At 36.3% G+C, this 14,512-nt stretch carries 11 protein-coding genes; all 11 read left to right on the top strand.

Translation table 11 applies throughout. From position 1 onward, the window contains the following. Positions 1–31: 31 nt before the first annotated feature. On the top strand, positions 32–1,255 hold the full coding sequence (locus A8L32_RS17865) for an aminotransferase class V-fold PLP-dependent enzyme (RefSeq protein ID WP_066632306.1): 1,224 nt from the start codon (positions 32–34) through the stop codon (positions 1,253–1,255). 62 nt (positions 1,256–1,317) lie between these two features. Next, positions 1,318–1,740: a SufE family protein gene (locus A8L32_RS17870; protein ID WP_066632308.1), complete on the top strand. Its 423-nt coding sequence runs from the start codon at positions 1,318–1,320 to the stop codon at positions 1,738–1,740. A gap of 64 nt (positions 1,741–1,804) precedes the next feature. Beyond that, positions 1,805–2,122 (top strand): SUF system Fe-S cluster assembly protein, encoded by a 318-nt coding sequence (locus A8L32_RS17875; protein WP_066632313.1) that lies wholly within the window; start codon positions 1,805–1,807, stop codon positions 2,120–2,122. 14 nt (positions 2,123–2,136) lie between these two features. Beyond that, complete coding sequence (queG, locus tag A8L32_RS17880; RefSeq protein ID WP_066632319.1) at positions 2,137–3,081, top strand: tRNA epoxyqueuosine(34) reductase QueG; 945 nt, start codon at positions 2,137–2,139, stop codon at positions 3,079–3,081. A gap of 82 nt (positions 3,082–3,163) precedes the next feature. After that, positions 3,164–4,024, top strand: coding sequence for an alpha/beta fold hydrolase (locus A8L32_RS17885; RefSeq protein ID WP_066632320.1), 861 nt, complete (start codon positions 3,164–3,166; stop codon positions 4,022–4,024). Beyond that, positions 4,005–4,991, top strand: coding sequence for a GSCFA domain-containing protein (locus A8L32_RS17890; RefSeq protein ID WP_066632321.1), 987 nt, complete (start codon positions 4,005–4,007; stop codon positions 4,989–4,991). Before A8L32_RS17885 ends, A8L32_RS17890 begins: the two co-directional genes overlap by 20 nt. Before the next feature lie 186 nt (positions 4,992–5,177). After that, positions 5,178–7,106 (top strand): glycogen debranching enzyme N-terminal domain-containing protein, encoded by a 1,929-nt coding sequence (locus A8L32_RS17895; protein ID WP_066632323.1) that lies wholly within the window; start codon positions 5,178–5,180, stop codon positions 7,104–7,106. A 1-nt stretch (position 7,107) separates the two neighbouring features. Then, a complete protein-coding gene (locus tag A8L32_RS17900) occupies positions 7,108–8,403 on the top strand; it encodes a glycosyltransferase family 4 protein (protein ID WP_066632325.1) in 1,296 nt (431 codons plus the stop codon). An 18-nt stretch (positions 8,404–8,421) separates the two neighbouring features. Next, on the top strand, positions 8,422–9,738 hold the full coding sequence (locus A8L32_RS17905; protein WP_066632327.1) for a glycoside hydrolase family 57 protein: 1,317 nt from the start codon (positions 8,422–8,424) through the stop codon (positions 9,736–9,738). 39 nt (positions 9,739–9,777) lie between these two features. Then, positions 9,778–10,089 carry an isoamylase early set domain-containing protein gene (locus A8L32_RS17910; RefSeq protein ID WP_066632328.1) on the top strand — a complete coding sequence of 104 codons (312 nt, stop codon included), beginning with the start codon at positions 9,778–9,780 and terminating at the stop codon, positions 10,087–10,089. 92 nt (positions 10,090–10,181) lie between these two features. Continuing rightward, on the top strand, positions 10,182–14,411 hold the full coding sequence (gene glgP, locus A8L32_RS17915; RefSeq protein ID WP_066632330.1) for an alpha-glucan family phosphorylase: 4,230 nt from the start codon (positions 10,182–10,184) through the stop codon (positions 14,409–14,411). The last annotated feature ends 101 nt before the right edge of the window (positions 14,412–14,512 follow it).

The raw sequence follows: 14,512 nt of genomic DNA on the forward strand, positions 1-14,512 counted from the left end.
CAATAACTAATGACGAATCAACCATTGACTAATGACTAAGTTAGACATTCAAGACATACGCAAACAGTTTCCCATTTTAGATAGTGTAATACACGGTAAGCCTTTAGCATATTTTGATAATGCTGCCACAACGCACAAACCTAACAGGGTAGTAAATAAGGTAAAAGAGGTTTACGAAACACTGAATAGTAATATTCATCGTGGCGTACATCATCTGAGTAACCTTGCCACTGTAGCACACGAGGAAGCTCGAATTAAGGTTCAGAAATTTATTAATGCAGCCCATTCTCACGAAGTCATATTTACTTCTGGAGCAACTGCATCTATAAATATGCTGGCTAATTCTTTTGGCGATACGTATATTGAAGAAGGTGATGAAATTATCATTTCTACCATGGAGCATCACTCTAACATTGTTCCATGGCAAATGATTTGCAAAAGAAAGAAAGCGGTACTTAAGGTTATTCCCATCGATGAAAATGGAGATTTAATAATAGAGGAGTTGGATAATCTTTTGTCTCCTAAAACGAAATTAGTTGCCGTTGCTTATGTCTCAAATGCTTTAGGCACCATTAATCCTATTGAAGATATTATTCGTAAAACTCATGCCAATAATTCTTTAATTATGATTGATGCCTCTCAGGCTGTTCATCACTTTAAAGTGGATGTGCAAGCTTTAGATTGTGATTTCTTGGTTTTTTCTGGACATAAAATTTATGGACCAACAGGAACAGGTGCTCTTTACGGAAAGGAAAAATACCTGAACGAAATGGAGCCTTGGCAAGGTGGTGGCGAAATGATAAAGTCGGTTAGTTTTGAAGAAACAACATACAACGAGTTACCTTTTAAATTTGAAGCAGGAACGCCCAACATTGCTGGAGCCATTGGTTTAGGAGAAGCGATTGATTTTGTTTCGGAATTAGGCGTTGAGAATATTCATGCTTACGAAGATGAAGTTTTGAAGTATGCCACAGAGCAATTCTTAAAAATACCAGGCATGCGAATTATTGGCACCGCTAAAAAGAAAGCCAGTGTAATTTCATTTTTAGTGGGTGATATTCATCCTTTTGATATGGGTACCATGTTAGATAAATTGGGATTGGCCGTTAGAACAGGTCACCACTGTGCACAGCCTGTGATGGATTTTTATAAGATTCCAGGAACCTTGCGTGCTTCCTTTGCGGTTTATAATACCAAAGAAGAAGTTGACCGATTGGTTGAAGGCATTTCTAAGGTAGCCATGTTGTTTGGGTAAACTTTTTAAAATTTGCATATTTGCCCTCTCAAAAAATAGTATAGCAACATACACTTTATACAATGACGATTAAGGAAATACAAGACGAAATAGTAGAAGAATTTAGCGCATTTGACGAATGGATGGACAAGTATGCCTACCTAATTGAATTAGGTAACGACCTTGAACCATACAATGATGACTATAGAGTGGAGCAGAACATTCTTGAAGGCTGCCAGTCTAAAGTGTGGTTACATGCATGGATGGAAGATGGAAAGGTATTTTATATGGGCGATAGCGATGCTATTATTGTAAAGGGGATTGTTGCCTTAATGATTAGAGCCTTATCTGGCCAAAGCCCTAATGACATTCTAGATAGTGACTTATCATTTATTGATGAAGTAGGATTAAAAGACCACTTATCCCCTACTCGCTCTAATGGTCTTGTTGCCATGATAAAACAAATGCGTCTATTTGCTATCGCATTTAAAGCAAAGCAAGCCTAAACATAACTAGGCAGTAACTGTTATTAAATAAAAAACAAAACAGTCATCAAGATATTTTTCAATTATGACAAACGAATTTTTATCTAAAGAAGAAGAAATCGTTAACACACTAAAAACAATATTTGACCCTGAGATACCTGTAAATATTTACGACTTAGGTTTAATATATGAAGTGAATGTAAACGCAGAAGGGAAAGCCAACGTTGTGATGACTTTAACTTCGCCCAACTGTCCTGTGGCAGAATCAATGCCTGAAGAGGTATTTGAAAAGGTGAGCGAAGTAGATGGAATTACACATGTGGATGTTAACCTAACATTTGACCCACCTTGGACAAAGGATATGCTTTCGGAAGAGGCTATGCTTGAGCTTGGCTTATTATAGACAAACATATTTCCTTGGATATACTCAAAGCATCATATACCGAACGTATTGAAAACAAAGCTAAAGAATTGGGCTTTGATGCTTGCGGTTTCACAAAGGCCGAAGAGTTATCTGAAGAAAAAGAGATATTAAAGAATTGGTTGGACCAGAAAATGTATGGCAATATGCATTATATGGCCAACCACTTCGAAAAAAGAATCAATCCTGCCCAATTAGTTGAAGGAGCAAAATCAGTTATTGTACTGCTCACCAACTACACTCCCAAAGAAAAGCAGTCTGACCCCGAAGCCCCTATTATTGCCCGCTATGCTTACGGACAGGATTACCATCACGTCATTAAAGACAGATTAAAACTGCTTTTTGAATTTATTAAAGAAGATATTTATCCAGATCTTGAAGGTAGATGCTTTGTTGACTCAGCTCCTGTGTTAGAGCGAAGTTTGGCTGTTAAAGCTGGACTAGGTTGGATAGGAAAAAACACGCACTTAATTCATAAAAAGCTAGGCAGTTACGTTTTTATATCCGAATTGATTATAAACCTTGAATTACCCAGTTCCTCTCCTATAAAAGAAGCTTGCGGTGGCTGTACGCGCTGTATTGACGCTTGCCCTACAGATGCACTAATCTCTGAAAGAACATTGGATGCACGTAAATGCATTTCTTATCTAACTATCGAAAATAAGGAAGCTATTCCCGAAGAATTCAAAAGCCAAATGGAAAATCGCGTTTTTGGATGTGACATTTGCCAGGAAGTATGTCCGTGGACCTGGAAATCTAGACCTCATCGCATAGAAGAATTAAAGCCTAATGACAGAATCCTATCGCTTAGTAAAGAAAAATGGCATCATTTAACACAAGAGGAATTTAGCGAAGTATTCAGAAAATCAGCCGTTAAAAGAGCTAAATTCTCAGGACTTAAAAGAAACATTGATTTTATCATGTCAAAAAAGAAGGAATAGGCATACAATATTGACTATAATATACTATTTTTAGTAAACTGAGTTCAAGCTAATATTAATGGCTCAGCACACTAAATAAAGTATGACTAAAAATTCCTTTACCCCTTTTAAAATAACATCTAAAGACGGAACCAAACTACACGGCAATTATCTAAAACCTAGCGAATCGCCTGTAGCTATATTGTATTTTGTACATGGTTTGGGAAGTCATTCTGGGAGATTTCTGCAATCTACTTGCTTGTTTGCTGATAAAAACATAGCTTCTATAGGTATTGATTTACGTGGCAATGGCCTATCCGAAGGACAAAGAGGTCATATTAATGTATTAAGCGAATACATGGAGGACATTGATGCCTGCATAGAATATAGTCATCGTTTTATTTCGCCGGATATTCCTAAAATAATAATGGGAAACAGCATGGGTGGTGCTGTGGCGCTAAACTACGCTTTATCTAGTAGTACCCCATTTATTGGAATAATTATGGCAGCCCCTTGGCTACAATTAACCAAACCTATTGGCTGGTTAAAATATAGCACCATGGCTATTTTAAGCAAAATTATGCCGCGCTTTACATTTTCATCAAAGGTAAGACCTCCACAAACATTAGAGGACAATGAAAAACCTGCCGACTACGAGGAGGATGAACTAATTCATAAAATTATTTCATCCCGTTTATTTATGATTATTGATCGTTTAGGGAAGCATATATTACATCAAATAGACTGCTTTACTCCGACTTTAATACTTCATAGCACCAACGACCCTGTTACAGCCTACAAAGCGAGCGAACAACTTTGCAAAAAACATGAACTTACAACCCAGTTAATAACATTAGACTTATTTACTCACGAGGTTCCTTTTGAAGAGGATAACAAAGTAAGTATTGAAGTAGAAAAGTTCATTGATAAACTACTATCTAACTATGGAAAATTTCAGGACTGAGATACATATAGAAGATTCGAACAATAAAATAGAATATAACGACCCTACTCTATTTATTGGCTCATGTTTTGCCGACAATATAGGAGGTAAATTTACGCAATGTAGATTACCTTCCATGATAAACCCATTTGGGGTAATGTATAACCCCATTAGTGTTGCCAATACCTTAAGCTCTATTATTCATAAAAAAGAGTATACCGAATCAGATTTACGATTTCACAACGACCTTTGGTTAAGCTTCGAACATCACGGTTCATTTTCTGACCCAAACAAAGAGCAATGTTTACAAAAGATTAATACAAGCTGCAACAATGCTCATATTCAATTAAAAAAGAGTAAGTATTTATTTATCACTTTTGGGACCGCTTGGGTATATCAATTAAATGAAACCAGTCAGATTGTATCCAACTGCCATAAATATGCTGCCAAACTTTTCAATCGATACATGCTTAATATGGATGAAATAGTGGACTTGTATAAGTCGGCACTAATCGAGTTACTGGTATTCAATCCTGAGGTTAAGATTGTTTTTACGGTAAGTCCCGTTCGCCATTGGAAAGATGGTGCTCATGGGAATATGCTAAGCAAAGCTACATTACTTATGGCTATTGATAAGATATGTGAAATGTTTGAAAGTTGCTCCTATTTTCCTGCATACGAAATTCTTATGGATGATTTACGGGATTATCGTTTTTATTCAAGTGACATGATACACCCAAACTCAACTGCCATCGACTATGTATGGAGTAAATTTGAAAATTGTTTTTTTTCAACTCGAACCTTGGAATATAAAAAGGAGATGACTAATTTAGAAAAGGCTTTAAACCATAAACCCTTTAATTCCAAAACAGAATCACACCAGAAGTTTCTTAAGAATCAATATGAAAAACTAAAGCATCTCATTAATAAATACCCAGAGATCGATTTTTCCAAAGATTTGGCCTTCTTAAGTACTGAAATTATTTAAAATTATTTAATAAGCACTTAATGTATGTGAAAAAGAAGGGTTTCAAACTCAAAACCCTCGACTTTTATCACTATTGTTTATATATTTAAAAGAAAATATACTTAACAATAACCAAACCTATATTGTTGATATATATTTCACCTATTTAATTAATATATTTTTTAATGCAATAAACCAAAACAACTAATGTCCTATTTAGCATTTGAAAAATCCAAATTAATCAACCTAGAGCAATCTCTCTTCAAAGAGATACTGCGAACCAATAGAGCTGGTTCTTACTCTAGTTCCAGCATCATTGGCTGTAATACCAGAAAATACCATGGACTACTAGTTTGTCCTATTCCCGATTTTGATATGACCAGATACGTTCTTTTAAGTTCTCTGGATATCACGGTGGTGCAGCACGAAAAAGAATTTAACCTAGGTATACACAAATACAATGGCAACCATTACGAACCTAAAGGTCATAAATACATTCGGGAAATCGATTTCGATGTAATCCCCCGTAAGGTATACAGGGTTGGAGGAGTTGTATTATCGGTAGAACAAATTTTGGTAGAAAAAGAGGAGCAAGTTTTATTGAAGTACACTTTACTTGAAGCGCACTCCGACACAACTATTAAGCTCAAACCTTTTTTAGCCAATAGAAGTGTTCATGATTTGACTGCGCAAAATTTATCGGCTAATACAAAATTCGACAAGATACCGAATGGTATTAGCGTAAAAATGTATCCTAATTTGCCTAAGCTATCCATTCAATTCTCGAAGGAAAATGAATTTGTAGCTATACCCGACTGGTATAGAGGAATTGAATACATTAAAGAAGAAAGACGTGGCTATGATTATAAGGAAGACTTATATGTGCCAGGTTACTTTGAGATGCCTATCAAAAAAGGAGAAAGCATCATTGTTTCAGCATCTACAAAAGAACAAAAGGCAAGTGGACTAAAAACAAAATTTAATAAAGAGGTTGATAAACGAATTGCCAGAGATGGCTTTTACAACAACCTATTAAATGCCGCATTCCAGTTTTTTGTGGATAAAGGTAAGAGTACCACAATGGTGGCAGGATACCACTGGTATAAACAACGCCTACGCGACACTTTAATATCGGCACCTCTTTTAACTGAGGCACTGCACGAACCGGAGTTACTTTCTAAAGTTTTAGCTTCTGCTGTTAAGGAAATAAAAACAAACCTTAATAACAAAGCCCAAACACATATGAAAGAAGTAGATACTCCTTTATGGTTTTTTTGGAGTATGCAACAGTGCTGGGGCGATGCCTGTATTGATAAACTTTGGGAGGAATATAGCCCATTTTTAAAACAAGTCATCCGCGCGTATACCGATGATCGATTTGAAAATGTCACCTTACTGGAGAATGGCCTAATTTATTCCTCTGATGAAACCACGCCTTTAACTTGGATGAATGGTATTTGTGACGGAAAAGCAGTTACACCAAGAAACGGAGCTTGCGTTGAAGTAAATGCCCTATGGTACAATGCGCTCTGCATGTGTCTTGAATTGGCAAAGAAAAATAAAGATCAGGCATTTGTAAAAGAAATTGAACCACTGACTAAAAAACTTAAAAGCGCATTTATCGATACTTTTTGGAATAGTAACGACAATTATTTATACGACGTTGTAGACGGAGAAGTAAAAGATGCTTCCGTTAGGCCAAATCAGGTGTTTACAACTGCTTTTGAATATTCTCCATTAACTAGAGAAATGAAGAAAAGTGTTATTGATGTTGCGAAAAAAGAACTTGTTACCCCTAAAGGTTTAAGAACTTTATCTCCGCAAGATCAGCAATACAAAGGAATCACCGAAGGAGTAGCTAATCTTAGAGAACTGGGCATTCACCAAGGAGCAGTATGGCCATGGTTAGCTTCGTTTTATGCCGAAGGATATTTAAAACTGCATAAGCAGAGTGGCATCAGTCACATCAAACGTTTAGCTGATAATTTTGAAGAAGAAATGGTTCAACATTGCATAGGAACACTTTCTGAATATTACGACGGAAACCCACCTCACATGGGTAAAGGAGCCGTTAGCATGGCTTGGAATGTAGCAGGAGTTCTTAAGGTTTTAAAACTAATTGAAAAATATAACTAATATGAGGGTATTAATGTTTGGCTGGGAGTTTCCTCCTCATATTACTGGGGGACTTGGAACAGCATGCTATGGATTAACCAGGGGTTTATCGCACGTTGAAGATTTAGATGTACTATTTGTGGTTCCTAAAGCCTACGGAGATGAAGATCAAAGCTCCATAAAACTGATGGGCGCTAACAATGTGTCCATTCGTCAACGTAAGGTTGATATTAACAAATTTAAAAAAGAGATGGAGTACATTGAGGTAGACACACACATCATACCTTATGTAGATCCTGAAGAATATTGGAAACTAACTAAAGTTAAAGTTGAAGGTGAAAAGAAAATAGTACAGACCAACGAAGAAGGGAAAATAGATTTCTCGGGTAAGTATGGTGCCGATCTTTTACACGAAATATCTAATTACGCACTTGTTTCAAACGTTATTGCTCAAGATAACGAATTTGATGTGATACATGCGCACGACTGGTTAGCCTACCCTGCAGGTATAGCAGCCAAAGAAGCTTCAGGAAAGCCATTGGTTGTTCATGTTCATGCCACCGATTTCGACCGAAGCGGAGGTAGTGTAAACCCTACGGTATTTGAGATTGAAAAACGCGGGCTTGATGCTGCTGATAAAGTAATTACAGTAAGTAATCTTACACGTAACATCATTATTGAGAAGTATGGAATACATCCTGATAAAGTAGTAACTGTATACAATGCAGTTGAACCTAAAGAAATGGAAGCGCTCCCTTTTAAGAAGAATAAAGGTGAAAAAATTGTTACTTTCTTGGGAAGGATAACTATGCAAAAAGGCCCTGAATACTTTATAGAAGCCGCCTATCGTGTTCTTCAGAAAATGGAAAATGTAAGGTTCGTAATGGCAGGAAGTGGCGATATGATGGAGAAGATGATCCGTCGTGCTGCAGAACTTCAAATTACCGATAAGTTCCATTTTACAGGTTTCTTAAAAGGTGAGGAAGTATTTAACATGTTACGCATGAGCGACCTATACGTTATGCCTTCAGTATCCGAACCATTTGGCATATCTCCTTTAGAGGCTATGCAAAGTAACGTGCCTGTGTTAATATCTTATCAATCTGGAGTGGCAGAAATCCTTAATCACGCTATTAAAACTAACTTTTGGGATATAGATGCAATGGCAGATGCCATGTACGGTGTATTAAAATACCCTTCTCTTTCTAAAATGTTTATTAAACATGGAAAAAGCGAAGTGGAATCCTTAAAATGGGAAGATTCTGCCTTGAGAGTAAAAGAGGTATATGATTCTGTTGCAAACCTAAAAGTGAACTAACCAAAAATCTACAATTTTATGAAAACCATTTGTTTATATTTTCAAGTACATCAACCGTTCCGCTTTCGTCGTTATAGATTCTTTGATATTGGTAATGATCATTATTATTACGATGATTACAGCAACGAAAGCATCTTATTAAAGATTGCTGAGAAATGTTATTTACCTACCAATAAAATTCTTTTAGATATAATAAACGCCAACAAAGGTAAGTTTAAAGTAGCCTTTTCCTTGTCTGGTGTAGCAATCAAGCAATTTCAACTATATGCACCTGAAGTAATCGAAAGCTTTCAGACCTTAGCTAAAACTGGTCAGGTTGAGTTTTTGGCAGAAACGTACTGTCACTCGCTAGTAGCCCTAAAAAATAAACCAGAGTTTGAGCGTCAGGTAAAAATGCATGGTGACGTTATTAAAGAGTTATTTAATCAGGAACCTAAAGTATTTAGGAATACTGAGTTAATTTACTCCGACGAAATGGGCGAAATGGTATATAAAATGGGTTACAAAGCCATGCTTACCGAAGGTGCCAAACATGTACTTGGATGGAAGAGCCCTAACTATCTTTATTGCAATAGCATCAACCCTAAGTTAAAAGTATTGCTTAAAAACTTTGTTTTAAGTGATGATATTGCTTTTAGGTTTGGAAACCAAGGATGGAGTGAACATCCTCTTACGCCACAAAAATATACACAATGGCTTAAAGATCTTGACCCTAAAGCAGAAGTGGTCAACCTTTTTATGGATTACGAAACCTTTGGAGAACATCAATGGGAAGAAACAGGTATTTTTAAATTCTTAAAGGAATTACCTGAAGAGATATTAAAACATCCTGAATTTTCGTTCTCTACACCGTCTGAGGTAGCAGATAATCTTCAACCTGTTTCTGCGGTTAACGTGCCCTACCCTATATCTTGGGCTGACGAAGAGCGTGACTTAACGGCTTGGTTGGGAAATGAAATGCAAGAAGAGGCATTTAATAAGTTGTATGCACTATTGCCAAAAATTGAAAAGTGCAAAGATGCCAAGCTACAAGACGACTGGATTTACATGCAAGCCAGTGATCATTTTTACTATATGTGTACTAAGTATTTCTCGGATGGAGATGTACATGCATATTTTAACCCATACGAATCTCCATATCAAGCGTTCATTAATTACATGAATGTTTTGAGTGACTTTACGCTTAGACTAAACGCTGCGGTTCCTGAAAATTCACAAGATGAAACTATCTCTAACTTAACAAGCATACTAGAAGATAAGGAAGCCAAAATAGCTGAATTAGAAGCCAGTGTTAAAAAGCTAAGAGCTAAAAAGAAGAAAAAGAAAAGCCTTTAATACATTTAAGAACCTTTATTTTTATCAATTAAACTAATTATGAGTATTAAAAAACAGTTTTTAAAAAGTAAACCTGAATGTAAGGTTACTTTTAAATTTGAGAAAACAGCAGACATAGCTGCTGAAACGGTAAAAGTTGTTGGTAATTTCAACAATTGGGACAAAGACACCGAACCGATGAAAGCTTTAAAGTCGGGTGATTTTACACAAACCATTAATTTATCCAGCGGATCTGATATTCAATTCAGATACTTGGTGAATGACACCCTTTGGGTGAACGACGAAAGTGCTGATTCTTTTGTTGATGCAGGTTTAGGTGATGCTGAAAAAAATGGAGTTATTCAGTTATAATTCCATAATTCTACTAACTAAGCACCTTTGCTTAAAGGTGCTTACATTTTTTAATCGAAACAACCATTTTACCTTTATTAGCTTTTACTAAAATGACTGACAACTATCTAAAGCCCGACTATATATTTGAAACAAGTTGGGAAGTCTGTAATAAAATGGGTGGCATCCATACCGTTCTATCCACAAAAGCATTAACCCTTGTTGAAAATTTTGGCGATAAAATTATTTTTATTGGTCCCGATGTTCATGCAGGTCAAAATAATCCCGAGTTTATTGAAGACGATAGCCTCTTTCCTGAATGGAGAGAAGTTTTACCCAAGGATGGCTTACGCGTAAAAATTGGTAAATGGAAAGTGGTGGGTGAACCTATTGCCTTATTGATTGACTTTAGCTCATTCATCCCTCAAAAAAATGACATCCTATCTCGTTTTTGGGAATTATACAAAGTCGATTCGCTTTCTGGTCAGTGGGATTATATCGAATCTTCATTGTTTGGATATGCAGTAGGTAAAGTAATTGAAAGTTTTTATAAATGTTATCTCAACATAACCAATAAGGTAGTTGCTCATTTTAACGAATGGATGACTGGTAGTGGAGCCTTATACCTTAAAAATGGCCTTCCGCAGATTGCTACTATGTTTACCACTCATGCTACTGTAGTTGGACGATCGTTAGCAGGTAATGGCGAACCTTTATACGATTACCTTGAGTCGTTTAATGCCGATCAACAATCACATAAAATTGGGGTAGTGGCTAAGCATTCTTTAGAAAAAAACTGTGCACGCAATGTAGATTGTTTTACAACCGTTTCGGAAATTACCGCAAAAGAGTGCGCTCAGTTTATGGAACGCCAAGTGGATGTGGTAACGCCCAATGGTTTCGAAAGTGATTTTGTTCCTAAGGGAGCCGATTTCGACAACAAAAGAGATTATGCCAGAACTCAGCTTAAAAAAGTATCGGAAGCATTATTAGGATATAAAGTATCTGACGACGCCTTGTTTGTTGCTAATAGTGGCAGATATGAGTATCGTAATAAAGGTATTGATGTATTTTTAGATGGCTTAAAACATTTAAACGATAATGATGACTACAAAAGAGAAACTATCGTTTTTGTACTTATACCCGCCAATAATTACGGAGCTCGAAAAGATTTAATAGCCAAATTAAACAACGAAAGTAACGAGGATTTAGAAAATCCATTTTTAACCCATGGCCTAAATGATTTAGGCTATGACCCAATTATCAACAAACTACAAGACATTCATTTAAACAACGAAGAGGATGATACCGTTAAATTAATCTTTGTTCCTTCGTATTTAAATGGTAACGATGGTATATTCAACATTCCTTATTATGATATTTTAATAGGAATGGATTTAACCGTATTTCCATCTTATTACGAACCATGGGGATATACTCCATTAGAAAGCCTTGCTTTTTACATTCCTACCATCACCACTAATCTAGCGGGTTTTGGCATTTGGGCTACGCAATTCTCTAACGGTATTAATGACGGTGTTGCAGTAATAGAACGCAACGACCATAATAATGAAGAAACCGCTACAGCTATCTCAGACAGCATTGAAGAGTTTGCTGGAAAATCACCTAAGGAAATATCTGTTATTAGAGAAAAAGCGAAAAAAATTGCTGATGGCGTTGAGTGGGATTCATTAATAGAATACTATTACAAATCGTATGATGTAGCGCTCAAAGCTGTTGAAAATAGAAAAGAACAAATTGGCGAGATAAAACTGGAAAAACGTATTCACGTGAAACCTGAGAAATCAGCTTTCCCGGTTTGGAAAAAGCTATTTGTTAAGTCTAAACTACCCGAGCGAATCAAAAACTTAAGAGAACTTTCTCAAAACCTTTGGTGGACTTGGAACTATCAGGCTACTGAATTATTTGAGTCTATTGATAAAGAAATTTGGTTAGAAAGCGGCAAAGATCCTATTAAATTACTTGAAAGAGTAAGTTATGATTATCTGGTAGAGCTCGCTGAAAAGCCAACATTTATTGAGGAGCTAGATAAAATCTACAATATGTTTCGAACATATATGGACAGGCCTCGTAAATCGGATCCTTCTATCGCTTATTTTAGCATGGAATACGGTATTAGCGATGTATTAAAAATATATTCTGGTGGTTTAGGTGTACTTGCTGGTGACTATTTAAAAGAGGCCAGTGATTCAAATGTAAATATGACCGCCATTGGTTTATTGTACAAATTTGGTTACTTCCGCCAGTCGGTTACTATCAATGGAGATCAGCAAGCAAATTTCGATAAACAAGAATTCTCTAACCAACCGATTACTGAGGTTAAGGATACAGATGGAACGCCATTGGTGCTTCAAATGTCGCCTCCAGGAAGAACCGTGCATGTTAAAGTCTGGAAAGCAGAAGTAGGTAAAATATCCTTATATCTTTTAGATACAGATCACGAATTAAATAGTGAAAGCGACCGCCACATTACACATAGCTTATATGGTGGAGATTGGGAAAACAGACTGAAGCAAGAGATTTTACTGGGCATGGGAGGTATTCAGCTACTAGATACACTAGGTATTAAAACAAACCTATTCCATTGTAACGAAGGTCATGCAGCTTTAATAAATATTTCTCGATTAATTAAACATATACAAGGTGACTATTCTTTCTCTGAAGCTTTAGAATTAGTTAGAGCATCCACTTTATTTACAACACATACGCCTGTACCTGCAGGTCATGATAAATTTGATGAAGATTTAATTCGTATTTACTTCCGCCATATTCCTGAGAAATTGCAAATTTCGTGGGATGATTTTATGGCTTTAGGTAGAGAAAATCCTCTGGATAAAAATGAGAAATTTTCCATGAGTGTGCTCGCGGTGAAAACATCTCAGCAGATAAATGGAGTTAGTTGGTTACACGGAGAAGTTTCTCGAAATATGTTCCAAAATCTCTGGAAAGGATTTTTCCCAGAGGAAGTACCTATTGGTTATGTAACCAACGGAGTTCATTACGGAACCTGGACATCATGCGATTGGCAAAGGTTATATGAGGACAAATTTGATCAGAATTTTAAATCTGATCTTTCTAATAAAGATTATTGGAGACAGATTCAAAATGTATCAGACGAAGATATATGGGCTGTAAAATCGGGACTTCGTACCAAATTAATTGACTTTGTAAAAGCCAGAATGGCCGGCAACATGTCCAACAGCCATTCCGACCCATCTCAGATTGTTGAAGTAATTGATGCTATCGACGATAAAGCCTTAACCATTGGCTTTGCTCGTAGGTTTGCTACTTATAAAAGAGCTCACCTCCTATTTACAGATGAAAAGCGATTGTCAGAAATTGTAAATAATCCTGATAAACCTGTTCAGTTTATATTTGCAGGTAAAGCACACCCTGCTGATGGAGGAGGACAATCGTTGATTAAACATATTGTAGAAATTTCTAAAAAACCAGAATTCTTAGGTAAGATTATCTTTTTAGAGAATTATGACATGGAACTGGCCAAGCGCTTAGTTAGTGGTGTCGACATATGGCTTAATACGCCTACGCGACCTTTAGAAGCGTCTGGCACCAGTGGAGAAAAGGCTGAGTTAAATGGAGTATTAAACTTTAGTGTACTTGATGGATGGTGGTACGAAGGCTATCGAGAAGGTGCAGGTTGGGCATTGTCCGACAAAAGAACCTACGACGACCAGAATTATCAGGATGAGTTAGATGCTGCAACCATTTATAGCATGTTCGAGAATGATGTAGTGCCTTTGTTTTATAACAAAAACGAAAAGGGCATTTCTACCGGTTGGATTCAATACATTAAAAACTCTATTGCTGAGATAGCTCCAACATACACCACTAAACGTATGATGGATGACTACCTTGATCGTTTTTACTTAAAAATGGATAGTAATCTTAAAACCTTAGTAGCGGATGATTGCAAAAAAGTAAGAGAGATTACAGACTGGAAAAGGAAAGTTAAATCGAACTGGAACGACGTTGAGGTAATTAACGTTGAAATGCCAGATATTTATGCTCGCCAGCTAGGTATTGGCGAAACATATCAAATTAATTTATCCATCGATTTAAAAGCATTAATTGGCACAGAGATGAGTGTACAAGCTATTTTCGCCGATGTAAATGACGATGGATCTGCAAAGATGTTGAGTTTAGAGCAGTTTAAACTAGAAAGAACAGAAGGTTCCAAATTACATTATTCCCTGAATCATAAATTAAATATTCCAGGTGTATATAATTTTGGAATTCGCATGTTCCCTGTTAATCCAGACTCTATTTCTCAAACGGACATCTGCTGTGTTAGATGGATATAAGTTAAATTGGACATTTAGTATTAGTCATTGATTTTTCGTCCGTGATTAATTATTTAAATAAAATTGTATGAAAAAATAAGGGCTTCCAATTGGAAGCCCTT

Source organism: Labilibacter marinus (assembly GCF_001659685.2).
Lineage (GTDB): Bacteria > Bacteroidota > Bacteroidia > Bacteroidales > Marinilabiliaceae > Saccharicrinis > Saccharicrinis marinus.

Coding starts and splice junctions, on each gene's coding strand:
- A8L32_RS17875 (WP_066632313.1), top strand. CDS start 1,805: ATGACAAACGAATTTTTATCTAAAGAAGAAGAAATCGTTAACACACTA.
- A8L32_RS17910 (WP_066632328.1), top strand. CDS start 9,778: ATGAGTATTAAAAAACAGTTTTTAAAAAGTAAACCTGAATGTAAGGTT.
- A8L32_RS17900 (WP_066632325.1), top strand. CDS start 7,108: ATGAGGGTATTAATGTTTGGCTGGGAGTTTCCTCCTCATATTACTGGG.
- A8L32_RS17905 (WP_066632327.1), top strand. CDS start 8,422: ATGAAAACCATTTGTTTATATTTTCAAGTACATCAACCGTTCCGCTTT.
- A8L32_RS17870 (WP_066632308.1), top strand. CDS start 1,318: ATGACGATTAAGGAAATACAAGACGAAATAGTAGAAGAATTTAGCGCA.
- A8L32_RS17865 (WP_066632306.1), top strand. CDS start 32: ATGACTAAGTTAGACATTCAAGACATACGCAAACAGTTTCCCATTTTA.
- A8L32_RS17890 (WP_066632321.1), top strand. CDS start 4,005: ATGGAAAATTTCAGGACTGAGATACATATAGAAGATTCGAACAATAAA.
- glgP (WP_066632330.1), top strand. CDS start 10,182: ATGACTGACAACTATCTAAAGCCCGACTATATATTTGAAACAAGTTGG.
- A8L32_RS17885 (WP_066632320.1), top strand. CDS start 3,164: ATGACTAAAAATTCCTTTACCCCTTTTAAAATAACATCTAAAGACGGA.
- A8L32_RS17895 (WP_066632323.1), top strand. CDS start 5,178: ATGTCCTATTTAGCATTTGAAAAATCCAAATTAATCAACCTAGAGCAA.